This is a genomic window from Gottfriedia sp. NPDC057991 (genome assembly GCF_042886615.1).
Lineage (GTDB): Bacteria > Bacillota > Bacilli > Bacillales > Bacillaceae_G > Gottfriedia.
This window is the reverse complement of sequence record NZ_JBHVQN010000008.1, coordinates 95,488-113,202: the sequence shown is the minus strand read 5'-3', so window position 1 is coordinate 113,202 and position 17,715 is coordinate 95,488. Positions and strand designations below refer to the sequence as shown.

The 17,715-nt window shown below is 30.7% G+C and carries 17 protein-coding genes and 1 pseudogene; 3 read left to right on the top strand and 15 right to left on the bottom strand.

The window, feature by feature from the left end; all coding sequences use genetic code 11:
• Positions 1-347: 347 nt before the first annotated feature.
• On the bottom strand, positions 348-995 hold the full coding sequence (locus tag ACFVR2_RS22720) for a DUF1345 domain-containing protein (protein WP_387367162.1): 648 nt from the start codon (positions 993-995) through the stop codon (positions 348-350).
• 982 nt (positions 996-1,977) lie between these two features.
• Entirely contained in the window at positions 1,978-2,172 is a 195-nt protein-coding gene (locus ACFVR2_RS22715) for a DUF2187 family protein (RefSeq protein WP_387367159.1), read from the bottom strand.
• Positions 2,173-2,671: 499 nt separating this feature from the next.
• Between ACFVR2_RS22715 and ACFVR2_RS22710 the strand changes: the two genes are divergently transcribed.
• Positions 2,672-2,902: a hypothetical protein gene (locus ACFVR2_RS22710; protein WP_387367156.1), complete on the top strand. Its 231-nt coding sequence runs from the start codon at positions 2,672-2,674 to the stop codon at positions 2,900-2,902.
• A gap of 429 nt (positions 2,903-3,331) precedes the next feature.
• Here ACFVR2_RS22710 and lsrF read toward each other — a convergent pair whose 3' ends face one another.
• From lsrF to ACFVR2_RS22690, 4 genes are read right to left on the bottom strand one after another with little or no spacing between them, the layout of a single operon-like run.
• The gene (gene lsrF, locus ACFVR2_RS22705) at positions 3,332-4,123 is read right to left on the bottom strand and encodes a 3-hydroxy-5-phosphonooxypentane-2,4-dione thiolase (protein WP_387367151.1); all 792 of its coding nucleotides are present in this window, start codon (positions 4,121-4,123) and stop codon (positions 3,332-3,334) included.
• A 3-nt stretch (positions 4,124-4,126) separates the two neighbouring features.
• Positions 4,127-4,495, bottom strand: a complete 369-nt coding sequence (locus ACFVR2_RS22700) for a cupin domain-containing protein (RefSeq protein WP_387367148.1) — start codon at positions 4,493-4,495, stop codon at positions 4,127-4,129.
• Positions 4,496-4,514: 19 nt separating this feature from the next.
• The gene (gene lsrK / locus ACFVR2_RS22695; protein WP_387367145.1) at positions 4,515-6,077 is read right to left on the bottom strand and encodes an autoinducer-2 kinase; all 1,563 of its coding nucleotides are present in this window, start codon (positions 6,075-6,077) and stop codon (positions 4,515-4,517) included.
• A gap of 4 nt (positions 6,078-6,081) precedes the next feature.
• On the bottom strand, positions 6,082-6,405 hold the full coding sequence (locus tag ACFVR2_RS22690) for a sugar-binding domain-containing protein (RefSeq protein ID WP_387367398.1): 324 nt from the start codon (positions 6,403-6,405) through the stop codon (positions 6,082-6,084).
• A gap of 1,264 nt (positions 6,406-7,669) precedes the next feature.
• On the opposite strand from ACFVR2_RS22690, the gene ACFVR2_RS22685 reads away from it, so the two are divergent.
• Positions 7,670-7,801, top strand: coding sequence for an anti-repressor SinI family protein (locus tag ACFVR2_RS22685; RefSeq protein ID WP_387330404.1), 132 nt, complete (start codon positions 7,670-7,672; stop codon positions 7,799-7,801).
• A gap of 1,269 nt (positions 7,802-9,070) precedes the next feature.
• Here ACFVR2_RS22685 and ACFVR2_RS22680 read toward each other — a convergent pair.
• Together ACFVR2_RS22680 and ACFVR2_RS22675 are read right to left on the bottom strand one after the other, a co-directional pair.
• Positions 9,071-9,391, bottom strand: a complete 321-nt coding sequence (locus ACFVR2_RS22680) for a YbjQ family protein (protein ID WP_088011817.1) — start codon at positions 9,389-9,391, stop codon at positions 9,071-9,073.
• 166 nt (positions 9,392-9,557) lie between these two features.
• Positions 9,558-10,150: pseudogene (locus tag ACFVR2_RS22675) on the bottom strand (AAA family ATPase).
• 139 nt (positions 10,151-10,289) lie between these two features.
• On the opposite strand from ACFVR2_RS22675, the gene ACFVR2_RS22670 reads away from it, so the two are divergent.
• Positions 10,290-10,991, top strand: a complete 702-nt coding sequence (locus ACFVR2_RS22670; protein ID WP_387367142.1) for a polysaccharide deacetylase family protein — start codon at positions 10,290-10,292, stop codon at positions 10,989-10,991.
• An 88-nt stretch (positions 10,992-11,079) separates the two neighbouring features.
• Here ACFVR2_RS22670 and ACFVR2_RS22665 read toward each other — a convergent pair whose 3' ends face one another.
• The 7 genes from ACFVR2_RS22665 to ACFVR2_RS22635 form a co-directional block, all read right to left on the bottom strand.
• The gene (locus tag ACFVR2_RS22665; RefSeq protein WP_387367139.1) at positions 11,080-12,183 is read right to left on the bottom strand and encodes an MGDG synthase family glycosyltransferase; all 1,104 of its coding nucleotides are present in this window, start codon (positions 12,181-12,183) and stop codon (positions 11,080-11,082) included.
• Between the two features lie 32 nt (positions 12,184-12,215).
• Complete coding sequence (locus ACFVR2_RS22660) at positions 12,216-12,788, bottom strand: hypothetical protein (RefSeq protein WP_387367136.1); 573 nt, start codon at positions 12,786-12,788, stop codon at positions 12,216-12,218.
• A 149-nt stretch (positions 12,789-12,937) separates the two neighbouring features.
• Positions 12,938-13,570: a VTT domain-containing protein gene (locus tag ACFVR2_RS22655; RefSeq protein WP_387367133.1), complete on the bottom strand. Its 633-nt coding sequence runs from the start codon at positions 13,568-13,570 to the stop codon at positions 12,938-12,940.
• Between the two features lie 26 nt (positions 13,571-13,596).
• Complete coding sequence (locus tag ACFVR2_RS22650; protein WP_387367130.1) at positions 13,597-14,826, bottom strand: sensor histidine kinase; 1,230 nt, start codon at positions 14,824-14,826, stop codon at positions 13,597-13,599.
• Between the two features lie 100 nt (positions 14,827-14,926).
• Entirely contained in the window at positions 14,927-15,601 is a 675-nt protein-coding gene (locus ACFVR2_RS22645; protein ID WP_387367127.1) for a response regulator transcription factor, read from the bottom strand.
• Positions 15,602-15,628: 27 nt separating this feature from the next.
• Complete coding sequence (locus ACFVR2_RS22640) at positions 15,629-16,210, bottom strand: phosphatase PAP2 family protein (RefSeq protein WP_387367124.1); 582 nt, start codon at positions 16,208-16,210, stop codon at positions 15,629-15,631.
• 253 nt (positions 16,211-16,463) lie between these two features.
• On the bottom strand, positions 16,464-17,675 hold the full coding sequence (locus ACFVR2_RS22635) for a serine hydrolase domain-containing protein (RefSeq protein WP_387367121.1): 1,212 nt from the start codon (positions 17,673-17,675) through the stop codon (positions 16,464-16,466).
• Between the last annotated feature and the right edge of the window lie 40 nt (positions 17,676-17,715).

The following is a 17,715-nucleotide window of genomic DNA, read 5'->3' as shown; positions in this document are numbered from 1 at the left end:
CCCTCTTGAAGAAAGCACCCACCCCCGGTTGCCTTTTTCTTATGAGAGATATTTAGAAAGATGCTTTAATATTTCAAAACCTTCCCACATAATAAATTAACTCTCCCATACAGCATTACATGATCTTCAGCTAAAGCATGCGTTTGCTCAATATGGTTATAAAATAGATCAACCATATTACATTCTTAACCTGAAAATAAATTTTGAGCAATTTTTTGATTTAGTTAAATCAAAAAAAGCCGAATTCATTGTTTGAAATCGACTTTAAATATTCTAATTGAACTAACAAATGCGTATGTTACATTGAACTAATTAAATTTACAGATTGCCTAAGGGAAATTATTTACTCAGGCTATATTAATTGCTCGTGCAGCTAATACTGCTACTATAATAAGGGAGATAGATGATTGAATCATCATAAGAATCTTTGCCTTTTTGGAAATAACCATCGTATCTGTTGGACTGAATGCTGTATTTGTATTGAAAGCAAGATATACATAATCAAATAATGACGGAGTCCATTTTTCCCATCCTGGGATTTCAGAGGTCATTTGCGGAAATAAAAAATCGATTGGATCACTTTTTCCACAATGCCTCTTTAACGGGCCTCCTCTGTCGATTTCCCAATACCATACTGCAAAAACCCCAATATTAATAAACCATAGCAAGCCTGCACTCCGGAATAAACTTGCTGCACTAGCAGAATGATGGAACAATGCATAAATCAAAAATGACACACTGCTGATTAAACCTAATGTAATTACCCCTGTTATACTAAGGGACAATACACGGGTCCATCCATGATGACCACGGACTATACTTATTACCATTGGTACAAGCAGAATAACTACGACAGTAAATATTATCCAACTAGGACCTAGTGTTAATTTTTCAGAAATAATACTAAGTAGCGAACCAATGACTAGAACCGTAAATAAGTATGCTCCCCGTGGAACTTTAAAATGGTGGTTATCTGAAAATTGAGATTCCTGCAATGGTAAACTCCTTTCTATTTATTAAATCCGCTCAAAAATCATAATGAAAATATATTTATCTTATCCTTTATATAGTAACATTTAATTTAATAATAGATATCACGTTATGATAAGCTTATCATTTTTTCTTGTCAATAAACTTCTTAACTTTTAATTTAGGTGCTCCTATGACACTTGTAGCTGATTTTATTGTTAGAAGGTTTTCCTTGTATAACTACTATTGTCAGTTAAATCGATCTTGAAAGATAACTTTGATGGATTGACCTTACTTAGTGTCATTAGTTCTTCTTCACTTTTAGTCTTGTTTATCCATGCTCTTTTCGTCAGTTTACACATTGCATATCTTACGCGAAATACAGAATCAGAATTAATGAAATTAGTTGGAGAACAAGACCTAAAAAAGTAGTAGATATGTAATTTGAACTAAATGTAAAAGTCTATGGATATACAATTATCAATGTCTTTTTTAATTTGTTTAACACAATATAACTTTCATAATTAAATTAAAATAATTATGTAATTGTGTTTTATGACCACATTTATTACTAAATTTTTTACTCCATAAAATCCATAATTAAAAAGCACATTCTATTTTTCTACTCAAGAAATCGTTAACTACTATAAAAAAGATCGAAGAAATGTCATTCCTGTTGTGGAACTAGTCATTGCTAGTGAGATTTTTTAAAAAACAAAAACTGGATAGCCCTTTAAAACTATCCAGTAATTTCTTTTTATCCAATTACATTATTACTCTTATTACTTTTTATCGATTCATCACATTTTCAAAAGCATTAACAATTTACATCACATATACTATTTCATTAGTCCCTTGTATTGGCCCCACCTACGCCAAATACGATGATAGCCACACATGCCATCCAACCTACTATTTAGTATATCAGAAAACGCTTACATTTTCAATATTTAGAATTTTCATTTAAAATATTTTATAACTCATGTATAACTGACTTTCCTTTTTCCTTCATACATCATCAATTACTTGATAATTTTTGTGTGCTACAACTGTTCTGTTTCCTTCAAACACCAATTCCGTTTTATTATCAATTATATTTACAATAACTGTATTTTCATTGACCCTCTCAACAATCCCTTTAATTCCATTCTTAAAAAAGACATGTTCCCCTAATTCAGCTATATTTTTTGCCTTGAATTTCATCTTCTTCTCCCCAATCATCATTATTTTTCTTAGTTTTACTTCATTGTTATATTTTGATTTTTCTGATTCACAATTGAAAACTCATTCATCAATATGTAGATGAACATTAACTCGTACCAAGTTAGCTAGCCTTAATGAGTAATACGACTAAATCCTTTTTGTAATTCTAACTTATACAAATAACCTAGTGGACATTTTTTTATTCGTTTCATACAATGATGAAAAATTAAGAATTAATGATTTTAATTACTTTTTCTTTCAAACTACTTTTTTATTATATTACCAAAATTTTAGATATAAATAAAGTATTTATATTGAATAATAAAAATTTAGGAGTGTAGCATCGACTTTTCATTTTTAATAAAGAAAGTACTTTTAGACATTGTGTAAGTATCCTAGAAAATGAAGGTTTTGACATCGAGAGGGATAGTAAAGAAACATAGAACTTTTTCAACTCATAACCTTCTGGCCATTGAAAATATGCTTGAATATAAAAAACATGACGGTTTTGACACTTAAAAAAACGGCTAAAATGGTTGTTCGACAATCAAATATACCAACTCATAAAGATATAGGGGATTATGAAATTCAATCTGGGCTAATGAGGGATCTGGTTAATTCTAGAGTAGAAAAGGCATTAAAGGAGTATGAACAAAAGGCAGAGGAAATACATGATAAGTTGCTTATAGAAAATATTCGATTAAAGCTTTTTCGGAAAGCAAATCACTAACCTGTATGAAAACAGCTTCCCAGCAATCTAAGTATAAAAGAAAATGAAACGGTATCGTCTTTTTTATTTAACTCGAACATACGGCCTATTGAAAGATTACTATAAACTACAATAAAGACCAGTCTCTTTTTTAAAAGTACTGGGACTATCTGTAGTGTAATTGCATTTTCGAGCTACTATATAAACTGGGAAAACACGTTGCTCGTATCAATTTTCACTTATTAAAACTAACAATCTTTTAAATTAATAAAAAAGTGCAAGAAATTTTTACATCCCTACACTTTTCTTAATTGATTAATTTTTTTCGTGATATTGTTATTGTTTTTGGACTTGTCGTAACTTTAAAGCCTTGTTTACTAATCACTTTTGCTGATACTGTGTTCGTAGCATTAGGGTGGTATTGTAAAAAGTTTCCTTTTTTTACTCATATTAAGCTTTTACTTTTGAAGAAGATTCATATAAATCTACCGCTTCATTTACTGTGAATCCTTTATGAACGATGGAATGTATCGCTTGGATCATTGCAAGAGGATGTTGAGATTGCCAAATATTTCTTCCCATATCCACACCAGCTGCACCTTGCTCTAAAGCATTATACGTAATTTCTAGTGCTTCACGAATTGTATCAAATTTTGGGCCACCTGCAATAACTATTGGAACCGGGCACTTACTCGTTACCTGTTCAAAGTCGTCGCAGTAATAAGTCTTAACAATATCGGTTCCCATTTCAGCAAGAACTCTTGAAGCTAATGCTAAGAACCTAGCATCCCGTTTTTCAAGCTCTTTTCCAACTGCAGTAATTCCAAGTACAGGTATTCCGTAATCATGAGCATCAGTTACAACTTGAGCTAGATTTGTTACTGTTTGAGTTTCATAGTCAGATCCAATAAAAACCGAAACCCCTACACCAACAACATTATGGCGAATTGCTTCTTTTATTGAAGTAACGATCGTTTCATTCGCTAGATCCTTCCCTAACGTTGTAGGACCGCCTGAAACACGAAGAACCATAGGTTTTTCCGTATTTTTCGGAATACACGCAGCAAGTGTACCTCTTGTTAAATATAGCGAATCCGTGTATGGAAGTAAGTCTCTGACAGTTTCCTCAGGCTTTTCTAAACCTCTTATTGGCCCTAAGAAATAGCCATGATCTATCGCAAGCATAACTGCCCTCTTATTTGGTAATATTTTGTTTAATCGATTTTGAAATCCCCAGCTCACTATCTATTCACTCCTTAACTTGATTTCTGGATTCTTTATATTCACAACATCTCTTTCCAAAATATGCGGAGATTTAATGAAGAGGGCTTTAAAGGTTTTGTCAGTTTGATTGATAAGATAATGAGCATCTCCTGGGCGGCATTGAATCATATCACCTGGTATTGTAGGAACCTTATTACCATTAATATAGAAATCTATCTGCCCTTCGAGGATATAGAAAATTTCTTCGCAAACTTTATGATAATGATTTTGGAAGTCTTGACCTGGTTTCAATACAACCACACCAATATCTATGTTCGGACCTTTTGTTAAATATTTCGGCCCGTTGTCGCCAAACCGATAATCGAAGTCATTTTCGTGAACTTTCTTCATCCCTTCACCCCCTTTCACATTATTCCAAACCAGGTGCCTTCCACATATGAGTCGTTATACCACGATCAGCAAGTTGAAGCTGTTCTAAATATACACTTCTCCACTTTTCATAGATTTCTAGGTATTGGTCATGATTTTCATTGTTAGGTATATGTGTCCTCTCCCACTTTACAACTTGTTTTACTGCTTGATGGATATTCTCATAAATTCCTATGCCAATCCCCGCAAATAATGCGGTGCCTAGTGCTGCTGTTTCTTTGACTACAGGTACTTTCACTGGTACTCCAAGGACATCTGCTAGGGTTTGACTCCAAAGTTTTCCTTTCGAAGCACCACCTGTAAAAATAACTTCACTTGGATAATAACCAGTTTCTTCTTCTATAATCTTTAAGTTTCCTAGTGTGATAAGCGCAGCATTTTCTTGAATCGATTTAAACATTTCTTTTTTGCCAGTCTTTAGAGGATCTAGAGTGAGATTAATAAATGATGGAGATGCATGGCGCCAAGCGCTATAATTCATCGTATCTGAAAAGATAGAAATAATCCCATTTGCCCCGATTGGAACACTTTTTGACTTTTCTTCTAAAATTTCATACGGGTCTCTACCGGTCACTTTTGCTTCTGTTTTTTCCAAATCACAAAATGCATCACGAAACCATCTCATTACAAGCCCGGGGAAAAAAGCAATGGTTTCTAGCTGCCATAATTCAGGCACTGCATGGCAGTTAACACGTATACGGCCACTTTTGTCAACTAAAGGCTGTCTCACATTGACTTCCTGCTGCCAAAATGATCCACCTGATACAACGGCTTGCCCCGCTTTTATCGCACCGACACCAACGGAAGCCATTTGAGCATCTCCGCCTCCACAAATAACCGGAGTTCCTGCATTTAATCCTGTATACGCTGCTACTTCCTCCGTCAAGTAACCGATAACAGTACCAGCTTCATTTACCGGCGGAAATAAGTTATTTTTTAGTCCGCACATTTTTACTACATCACTTTCCCAATTCCTTTTCTCAATATCAAATATCCCTGTAGTACACCCATTTGAAGGATCCACTTGTAGTTTCTCTGATAATTTATAAAGAATCCAATCATTAATCATTGTCATGTAAGTGGCTTTTTCATAAATCTCTGGTAAATGATTTTTTATCCACAAAAGCCTAGGCAGTGCTCCTAATGCAAACATTTGACCTGATAACCTATAAATCTTGTATTCTAATTCAGGATCTAATTCCTTTAATGCTTTGACTTCATCCGAAGCTCGAGCATCTACATTTGCACAAGCCCAAATCTCCTTACCCATTTCATCATAAAGGACAATTCCTTCCCTCATACTCGTTGCACTTATCGCTTTTATTTTTTTACCGTCTACTCCTGTTTCTTCAATAACAGACTTTACACACTGAACGACTAACTTCCAGTTTGTTTCCCAATCAAAATCCATAGATCCTGGATACTTTTCATTTGATAAATGGTTCCATTCTATTTGTGAAAACCCAACTTGATTTCCTAATTGATCAAACAAAACAGCGCGAATACTACCAGTACCAGCATCAAATGCCAGAATGTACGCCATTAATTTATTTCACCTCCATATTGAGTAATGAAATAGCTGTAGCTTCATCTGTAATCAACACCGTAATATACTTTCCTTTTAAAGCTCTGTAGATGGCCTCAATTTTTTTCTCTACGCTTGCCACGGCTATAACATTTAAGACTCTTAGACTCTTCAAGTCCGTTCCGATTAGCCTTTTTTGGTGTGGCAAATCAATAATTTTACCATTTTGATCGTAAAATTGACCTAAAATATTGCTGGCTGCATTCGGATGTTTAATAAATGTCAGTTCGTACATGGTCATTTTTTCTTCCTGAATTATCGTGGCATCAAGATAAATACCGCCAATACCAACAATGATTTATATTGTGGATTTAGCCACCTCGGGAATGTCTTTTATTGAAAGTTCAGTCAAGTATTCAATCGTTCTGGAAACGGCTCTTCCCCAAACTAGGCCAACCATAAATATTCATTTTGAGTTAAGTTCTCTTTATAGTAGTACCAGACTACTTTCATCAGCATATTTTCCGTATAACGTACTTGGCTCATCTACTACTACACCCCTTAACGAAAGTTTCCCATTAAAAAAATTGTCACCTGCTTATTAGAAATATATCCGTAATTTTAATAATAAGACCTTACAAAATAAGTTTCCAAACATCCAAAATTTATTCAGACTGGTAATATTTTTATAATTTTTTCTGTATTAAGTAATTACTGTTGTCTCCAAATACAGAAGAATTATATCGTAATTTGATTGGACAATTTGTAAACGTTTCCGAATTTTTCAAATCAGTAAATTTAATTGTTGCTTTGTTGGATTACTTAGTATTGATACAACTTGAGATCGTAAGAATATTTCCATTTCATAAATCTCCTATGTAGTTAATCCATTTTAAACACATAAAACATTACTTCTGCGAAAGTGGTTTAATAGAGTAACTTGATTGAACTGTTACTAAACGTTTGGTTAGTTGGCGTGTACAAATTAACTGATTTATGCATGGTTCAATCTCGTGTTTTTTCAAATTATCACCAAGAGCATAGCCGTCATATGCAAGATAATGAGCGAGCATGAACTTATTTTATTTTTATCTTTTGTGGCGATCATTTCTTAATAATTAAATTTCACTGTAACGCCTTAGAATATTATGTAAATTTTGGAAATTAGTAAAAAAACATTAGAAATTCTTATAATTCGCCCAATTTTATTAGAATGTTTTTAATCAAAAAAAATATAATAAATGGCAAAAAATTAGTACTTTTTTTAGTAAAAAATCTAAAACCGCTTCTATTATTGTCTATTTAACGTCATCGATAATCAATTTTATCGATAAATGCCGAATAAAAAAAACTAATTTTATCAATATTCCCCCAATATACAATGTATTTCCGTAACAGTATTATGAAAAGAAGGAATTAACATTACAATTATTACAAAATCACGTAATATTAGAAAGAAAATTTTCAATAAAAAGAACAAAAGTAAAATGACAGAGAAGTCGAAGGATCCAGATGTAATCAAAAATAATAACATACTAGTTAAGGAAGATAGACGGAGGAAACATTGGTATTAACGATTTAATACATTCATTATTTAAGGGGGCTTTGCTATGCAATCAGAACAAGAAAAAATTTTAACGGATTTAAACTGGATAGATTTGTTATTAGAATGCATCGAAATAGGAATAAGCGCAGAGCAAGTTAGATCATTTCTTTGTACTAAAGATTCCAGTCAAAACTGAATTAATTTAATTTTGCTAAAAAGATTGAATTGAAAACACTAGATTGACAACGGTTTAACAGAAAAAAGACCCCGAAGTCGCAAAAGTATTTTTTTAACGAAATCAAGCTCGAACTAGCAAATGTTTATTTTAATTTTTTAATTATACATCTTTAATTCAACATGCATCATGACTTCTGCATGTTTAGTTTGTAATTGGCAAAACGAGATGCTGGTATGTTACATAAAGATTATAAAACTTAAACGTGTCCAGTTGACAGGGACGCTAACGAGTTCATAAAAAAGATTTGTTTTCCTTCATCCATTCATGTTGATTTCCATTCTTTTTTGGCTTGTGAGTTTCCTTTCATCTCCTATCATCAAGCGTAGAGATCCCACATAAATTTGAATCAAAGGGTTGAGAAAGAACGAAATATTTTTCTTGCGTTTTCAGATATTTGGTGTAACTTTTAAGCGAGGTGAACAGGTGAAGAAAATCATGATCTTTTTTTGTGTTCTTATGATGACGCTGACGTTAACAGCTTGTTTGAAAACAGAAACCGTCACCATTAACTAAAAAAGAAAAAATGGTGAGCAAGCGATTTATCAAAATTGTGATAAAAAGACATCAAAATACAGTGAAAATGCCGTTTCCAAAAAACAAACAACCAGTTTATGAAGTGGTTTGTCGAAAAGAGAAAATCGACGTTTACATAATCAACCAAAACGTCATCATCAAAAACAGGACAGACTGGTATACCATCTCAAAAAGTGAATATGGTACCATTCAAGGTTAAGCAAACTAAAAGACTGAAACCTTCAGTCCTTTAGTTTAATATCCCCTGTATAATCAACCGAATATATTCCCACTCAAATTGCCTCTTTTCAAATAAAAAATCCTATTTATCTATCATTCGATAGTTTAATTATTTACTAAATTTTGTTTTTTCTAATTTTAGACTAATTCTATGAGTTTATAGAAATAAAGTAAATTCAGCAAAAAAGTAAATAGCCCAAACCCTTGATACACTTAGGTCTGAGCCCTCTCATTAGTATGATTCTATCTGGACTTAAATCAGCGACAAACCAGCGACCCCTACTATGTCATTTAAACATTTGAAAAACAGGTAATCTAATTTGTGATTTTATGTCCATTTAGTCTGACGATCCTAGGTTTTAAATTTATTTTTTTCACAAAGAATCTAGTATTTCTGTGCAATTTAAATAGCCGTGATTGGAGAGGTGTCTAACAATTACATAAAAAAAACCTTGAAAATTCAAGGTTTTTCAATCATATTTTCTCGACTACTACAGCCGTTCCATAAGCGACAATTTCACTCATGTTTTGCCCTATTTCACCTGAATCAAAGCGCATCATAATAATTGCATTTGCATCCATTTCACTAGCATTTTTAGTCATTCGATCCATCGCTTCTTTTCTCGCATCCTCAAGCATTGCAGTGTATTGTTTGATTTCTCCACCAACAAGACTTTTTAGACCAGCTAAAATATCGCCACCTAGTCCTCTACTACGTACAATTACTCCAAATACAGGTCCTTTTACTTCAACCAGTTTATACCCTTCAATATTTTCAGTTGTAACTACGATCATATTGTTCACCTCAAAATTTTTATTCTTTACACAAAAAGATTAATCCAATTTTGTGTTTTTATTTCAATACCATTTTTATACTACATTAGTTAAAAATGGAAAATTTAAAACGTATAATGTATTAATTCTATGTAATAGGTTTAAACCCTTTTTATTAAAGTGAAATTCAATTTCTTAAAAAATTATGATTAGTTAATATTTCCAAGACTGATTTTTCTACTTTAATTTTTGCCTTCTCATTTACATCAATAAACTTAGTGTTAAACTGCTTATACCAATCTTTTTCATATTGATATAATTTCATATTTTGATCAAATGAATTTCTTCTTTTTGACAAATCATTTTGTTTTCTTCTTTTAAGAGTTTCAAATTCTGCATCTAAGTAAATAATTAAATCAGATCTGCATTTTCTAAGTTGATTTAATTCATCTTTTAAGTAATATTCTATATCCCATGTATAACCGTTTGCAATTGGAAAAAAGAGCGTGTAGAATTCGATATCTTCAGGACCACGATCTAAAAGAATATTTTCATGATAAAAATGATTAAATCGCTTAATTTCTGCTTCAATAAATAATTGCTGATTTTTTTAAACCCTTCTAATGTATGTAAATCGAGTTTTAAATTATTCCTACTTTGAACAATTGGATAAGGATTTTCATATATTACTTGAAAATTTTTTATTTGATTTTCTAATCTTTTCGCAAGTGTTGTTTTTCCGCCAGCCATTGGGCCTTGAATCGATATAATCTTTCTCATTTTATCACCTACTTACTTTTCAATAGCACAATCTTATTTCATCATAATATTATCTTCTTTTAATTACCAACAAAAAGTAAATTAGATTATAATAATGTTATATTATTATTTTTATTTTAAGGTTAGTTAAGGAGAATATATGCTTAGAATTTTCGTCATAATCGGAGGGTTAATTGTAATATCATTTATTTTCTATGGACCAATTCCGAGTTTGCTAACACGTTTATTTAAATTCTTTTCAATACATCAATTGTCAAATAATAGTCAAAAACGTATTGCTTTAACTTTTGATGATGGTCCACATCCAGTTTATACGACTTTACTTTTAAATTTACTCCAAAGTCATTCAATTAAAGCAACTTTTTTTGTATTAGGTTCTGAGGCAGAAAAGTATCCAATGCTCATTAAAAGAATACATGAAGATGGTCACTTAATCGGAATACACAATTATAAACATAAATGTAATTGGTTTCTCAGTCCAAAATACTTAAAAATTCAAATAGAAAAGACTGCAAGTATTATTAAGAAAATAACGAACAGTGATCCACTTTATTATCGGCCACCTTGGGGATTAGTTTCACTGCCTCTCCTATTTCAAAAAAAGTTCAAAATTATTTTATGGTCTGTAATGGCAAATGATTGGAGTAGTAAAAAAGGAAGTGAAGGCATTTATAATCGTTTGTTAAATCAAACGAAACCAGGGTCAATTATTTTATTACATGATAATGGGGATACATTAGGTGCAGATGAAGATGCACCTATTCATACATTAAAAGCATTAGAAAAATTTATTGAACATTGTTTACAAAACCAATATCAATTTGTTAGAATTGATCATTAGTTATTTATTCATTCAAACCAAACACCACAAGGAACTCTTTACCTTGTGGCGTTTTTACGTATTTATAAAGTTTTTAGTCATAAAAATTCTAAGAAATTGACCTAAAAATATCATTTACAATTAATTGTGAACTAAAACCTTTATTTAATGCGGTTAAAGATGATTTCATTTGTTCTAAATGATTTGATTTGAAAAGAATTCGATTTATATAAAAAGTTAATTCATTTAACGACTTTACTGTTACTGAAGCACCAGCATTTTCAAATAATCGGGAATTCTCTTTTTCTTGACCTGGTGTTGGTTTATATAGGATTGTCGGTAAACTACAGGCAATACATTCTGATAATGTAATACCACCAGGCTTCGTAATTAAGAGGTCAGATTTTTTATATAAATGACGTATATTATTTACGTATCCAAATACTTGTAGTCGGTCTTCGTATGCTTCGCTCAGCTTGCTTAATTTATTATAAAGTATATGATTATAACCACAAACAACTGCTACATTAAGTTTTGTTTCTGCAAGTAACTGCTTGGCCATTTTTTCTACATCCTTTAATAATCCGACTGCTCCAGCAACTATTAAGATTTGATCGTTTGATTTCGATTTATTTGGTCCTTCATTTAAAAAATCTATTTCTTTAAATTCTTGGCGAAGAGGTATACCACTTACAAATATTTTCGATAATGAAACGCCTAAATTCACCATTTGATGTATTAAACCTTCCGTCGCTATATAGTAGCGATCAATTTCATTATGAATCCATGAACGGTGAATATAATAGTCGGTTACAACTGTAAATAATTTACAAGGATGTGATGAATATTTTTTCCATTTTGCTACAGAACCAACTGGAAATGTAGTAATGATAATATCAGGCTTCTCTTTTTGAAGAATACTTTTTATATTCTTTCCGCATAATTCTAAAAGCCTGTCAAAAAAAACTGTACTGAATAATTTCTCAGTTCCATAGAAGAACCATTTATAAATTGTTTGGGCATGTTGGAATAATTGCAAATGAATACTTTTTGCAAATACATTTATTGTTGGATATGCTTCTTCATATATATCAATAATTGTTACATCGTTAAGGTTAATATGTTCAAACTCACTTTTTAACGCTTTTGATACTTCTTTATGCCCATTTCCAAAACTCGATGTAACGACAAGTATTTTAGGCTGCAATACCATACTAATCAACCTCTTTATAATAGACAAATTAATTAAACGAATGTATGAATTAACATTGAGATTACTACTGCAAATGAAAGATAGTAATGCCAGTTTTTATCTTTGCGTTTATATCTTAAAAAACCAAATATTCCAAGTGGAACTAAGAGCAAATAAGTTATTACGCCTGAAATATAAACAGCATCTGTTTTCCATTCAAAAAAAGTCATAATCACAGAGTGAACTGTAATTAAAGCAAAAGTAATTAACGAGATTGGGACATGTATTAACTTGCACCATTTCAATAATTTACCTAAGTATTTCTTAAATTGCTTTTTGTCCTTTAATTTTTTAAATCTAATTAAAAAATAAAGTGGAAAGAGAATAAATGCCGCAAATACACCTATTCTTCCAAGGGATCCTTTATCTTTCGCATAAATTTTCAAAGGATTTATTTTACGAAATCCATGTTGTAAACCATTTTGTAAATGTGGTCCAATATTCGTTAATAATTCAGTTCGATGCGAGACTTTCCATCCTGCAATAATGAAAATAATGATCGAAATTGCAAATGCTATATAAATTAATTTTCTCTCATATTTATTTTTTATCCAATTACTAATCATTTTGATTTGTTCCTTTCAAGTTTTGAAGGAAAATTGGTCCATTTTTTGGAATTTCCTCCTTTTTTTATACAACTAATGTACAAAATAAAAGTGAAAATTTAATGAAAATAGTATTATGTTTTAGTGAAAATGATTAATTTTGTTTCAATTTATTTTTTCTTAATTATTTTTTTAAGTATATCGATAAAAATTGGGATGATTGAAACAAAAATGATCCCAATCGTTAAGAGCCCAAAATGATTTTTTACAATTGGAATATTTCCAAAAAAGTAACCGATTGACACCATTAGTCCAACCCAAAGTGTAGCACCGAAAATGTTATATGAAAAAAATTTTGAATAGTTCATTTCACCGATTCCTGCTACAAATGGAGCAAAAGTTCTAACAATCGGAATAAACCTTGCTAATACAATAAATTTAGGTCCTTTTTGTTTGTAAAAGTTTTCAGTTTCATGAATGTATTTTGTATTTATTTTTTTACTCTTACTTAATTTACTTCCGAATTTCCTACCTATAAAATAATTTAAAGAATCACCTAAACTAGCTGCGATTATAAAAAGGATTAATAATCCAAATAAGTTTAATAAATGTAAGGATGCAAGTGCACCTGCAGTAAAAATTAGTGAATCTCCTGGTAAAAATGGTGTCACAACAAGTCCCGTTTCCAATAAAATAATGAAAAATAAGATGAAATAAGTTATTGCCCCATAGTTGTGCACAAAAGTTAATAAATGTTGATCTAAATGCAATATGAGATCAATAAAATTTTTTATAATCTCCATATACTCTAACTCCCTCAAAATTTTCTCTATATGTTTGTCTTAATTTCAAACAAATTTGAAATCGGAATTTTAATTTTAAAACTGCTTCCCTTACCAAATTCGCTATTAACAATAATTTCTCCATTGAAAGACTCTATTATCGATTTTGCGATTGATAACCCTAGTCCGGTATTACCTTCATCTCTTGATCTATGCTCTTCTATTCGATAAAACCGATTAAATATTTTGTCTTGTAGCTCTTTTGCAATTCCAATACCATTATCATTTACTTCATAATAGAAATAGTTTGCTTTTTTTTCTGATCTTACGTAGTAATTTAACGAAATTGTACAATCCTCAGATGAGTATTTAATCGCATTATCAACAAAGATATTAATCAATTGTTTCAGACTTTCTTGATTTGTTTTAACATTAAATTTTTCTTCATTTAATAACTGTATTATTTGTTTTTTTTCTGATGCTTTATATTGCCATGCTTTTTGAATTTGTTCAGAAAAGACATCGATTCTAAATTCTTCAATATTAACTTTAGCGATTTGTTTATGACCAAGTCTTGCTAGAAACAGTAATTGATGGACTAGATTACGTGTATCACTTAATTCCTTTTTTAAATCGGATAAGGTTTCTTTTCCGAAATCAGATAGGCGATTTTGCTCAACGCTTAATACATCGATACCAGCTTGTAATACAGATAACGGTGTTCTTAGTTCGTGTGAAGCATTTTCTACAAATTCTTGTTGTTCTTTATAAGATGCGATAATTGGTTCCATTGCTTGATTTGTAATTTTCTTGCCAAAGTAGTACGCCATAAAACAAAAGATAATTGAGAGTAAAAATGAGATGCTGATAAACTGCTTTATTAAATAAATAACTGATGATAAATCTTTACCACTATAAATTGTACCGAGGTAATGATTTGAAGAATCATATACCTCTTCCGCAGCAATCATTAAATTTAGTTCTTCTTTATCATGAGAATCAATTCGTTTAATAACTACTTTATTTTGATTCGGATTAATCCGTTTTAAAACTTTTTCTATATCATTTGTATACCCGGGTGCTGTTTCATCATAGATTTCAAATCCGTTATTTTTATTTAAAAAATAATTAAAATAAACATTTTTACGTTTATGTTTTCTTTGCGTAATGTCATCATTTGGACCTTGAGATGCAGCATTCATTTTTACTTCTTTTATTTCTTCCTTTAATACTGTAATTAGATCGCTCTTTTGGTCTAAATAAATGTAAAACGACAATACAATTCCTACTGAAATATTAAATAAGATAATGAAAATCATTAAAATTCTAAGATTAAAAAAAGTTAATCGCTTGCTAATTTGATGAAATAATGAGACCTCATTTTTCGATTGTATATCCAACACCTCTAACACTCTTTATATAAGTTCTCTGATTTGGTGGATCGATTTTTTTTCTTAGATTTTTTACATACGCTTCAACAGCATTACTTGTTACCTCTGATTCAATTCCCCAAACTCTTTCAAAAATAACTTCTCTAGTGAGCACGATCCCCCTATTTTTTACTAATAAATCAAATAATTGTAATTCTCTTTGAGTTAATATTATTTGTTCATTCTCTCTACATAAACTAAAGTTTGTCCGGTTATATGATAAGTCTTCAATCGTGATTATTTCATCTTGTAGTGGCGCAAAATTCCTTCGATTGAGTACTTTAATTCTTGCGGCAAGTTCACTAAAATCGAATGGTTTGATTAAATAGTCATCCGCTCCAGCTTCTAAACCTTCAACACGATGGTTAATACTATCTCTTGCTGTTAACATTAAGATAGGCCCTTTAAATCCATCTTTTCTAAGCTTTTTGCATATTTCTAAACCACTAATTTCAGGTAACATCCAGTCCAAAATGAGTAAATCAAAATCATAGTGAGTTGCTAATTCCAATGCTTGCTTTCCATTTGTAGTCCATTCGATTTGAAATGGAGTTTGTGTTTTTAGCAAATGAGTTGTCATTTTTCCTAATTTTTGATCGTCTTCAGCAAATAAAATTTTCAAAAGATGTCTCCTCTATTAAGTTCTTAATCAGAAACTTAATTTCTTTTTATTAAATGGTAACTTTTTTATTATTCTTTCGTATATTTTCAATAATATTTTCATTAATGGTTCCGTTAATGATGATGTTTTTAAAACAACAATCGCGACGATACCAGCCAAAATAAATGCACCAATTATATCAAATGGATAATGTACCCCAACAAAGATACGTGAAATACCGACTAATATCGCCCAAACAAGTGAAACCATACCTAAACGATCTTTTCTAAGCAATAAAATAAGAGCTGTAGAAAATACTAATGTTCCGTGATCACTTACAAAAGATGAATCGGATGAATGTGAAATCAGTTTCGTCACATGGTGATTCACAAATGGTCGTGCGTGATAATAAAATTGATGGATTATAAAGTTACCGCCTAGTGCTAAAATAAGTGTTAAAGCGATATAAAAAGCTGTATGCTTACGTTCGCTACCTTTTTGAATCCATAAATAACATAAAAGTCCTATTACGATTAAAATGGCAGATTTAGATAAAAATATCATTAAATTATCTAATGAAGGCCATTTGCCAGCAAAACTATTTATTAATTTAAATATTGAGTAGTTCATTAAATTCCCCTCCATTTTTTGTTCGGAAATTATTATATAAAAGTTTTATGAAAAATTGATGAAAATTTAATTTGGAATTGATTTTTTTAAAAAAAAAAGATCTATTGTGAAGTAGATCCTTTTACTAAGACTTCAGATATTCAATCAATTAAAGTGCTGTTTTCTAAGATAGATTGTCTTTTACCCCCATAAGAATAAAAAATAAAAAAGTGTATCGTTAAGGACTACTTTTCACTATTTTTTATTATTTACCTTAAATCTGTTTCAATAATCTTTCTTCAATAACATATTTATATATAACTTCTGCTAATTCTTTTTCTACTTCGAATCTTGAATTTTTTGATAAATCAAACTGACTTCCGTTCAAGATAAAGATCATGCCGAATTGTTTTTCTTCATGCCAATATAAATTGCTAATTAAACCGTATGCTTCACCCGCATGCCCAATCATTTCTTTATAACCCGGTAAGAAGTCGTGGCTAATATGAAAACCAAGACCCATTTTACTAAAGAAATGATTAGTTTCTTCTCTAGACCATTGAATTGATGTCATTAATTTTGACGTTTTTTGTTCAAGAATTTGGTGACCATTAAGACTCCCGTTTAACATATGTGCTCGTAGAAACTTACTTAATTCAACTGCACTTGTCCTTAGTCCACCTTGAGGTTCAAATAATCCTCCATGGTTTCCTATGATATAATGATCCCAATGAGATTCCGAATATCCACTTTGCCTAATGTCATCAATTGTTACTTTATATTCGTGTGTATCTTTATTTTTTTCATATAAGTTTGCTAATTCATGGCTTTTATTAATATTTGAATATGAAAAAGCTACATTCTTCATTTCCAGAGGTTCAAATATATTTTGTTTAATATACTGGTCAAAGCGTAAATTAGAGACTTTTTCAATAATTGCACCGCATATGATCGCCCCAATATTTGAATACATCCAATGATCTCCTGGTTTCCAATCGCCCCATATTTCTTTCGTAAAATACTTACCATATTCATCAAATAATTCTGTAAGTTGTAAAGAAAAATTTGAATGTCCATCTCTAATAAAATTTGCATAAATACTATTTGATGCATCGTCTGAATTAAGTGATGATGTATGAGTTAAAATTTGTCTCAACGTAATATAAGAATTTGGGAATTTAGGATTTCTTATTTTAAATCCTAAATAATGACTAATATCTTGATCTAAATCGATTAATTTTCTTTCGACTAATTGCATGATTGCTGTAGCTGTAAAAAGTTTTGAAATAGAAGCAATTCGAAACATCGTATTTTCTGTAACTAAGTCACTTGTTTCTAAATTACGAAAACCATAAGCATCAGACCAAATCAGTTTATCTTTTAAAATCGCAGCTGCTTGACACCCGACAATATTAAATTTGTCCATTATTAATTGAATTTCTCTCGATACTATTTTATTTTTTTGTTGTTTCATATTGTTTTGCATTTTAACCTCTCCAATCTATAAATTTCAAGTGAATTTTATG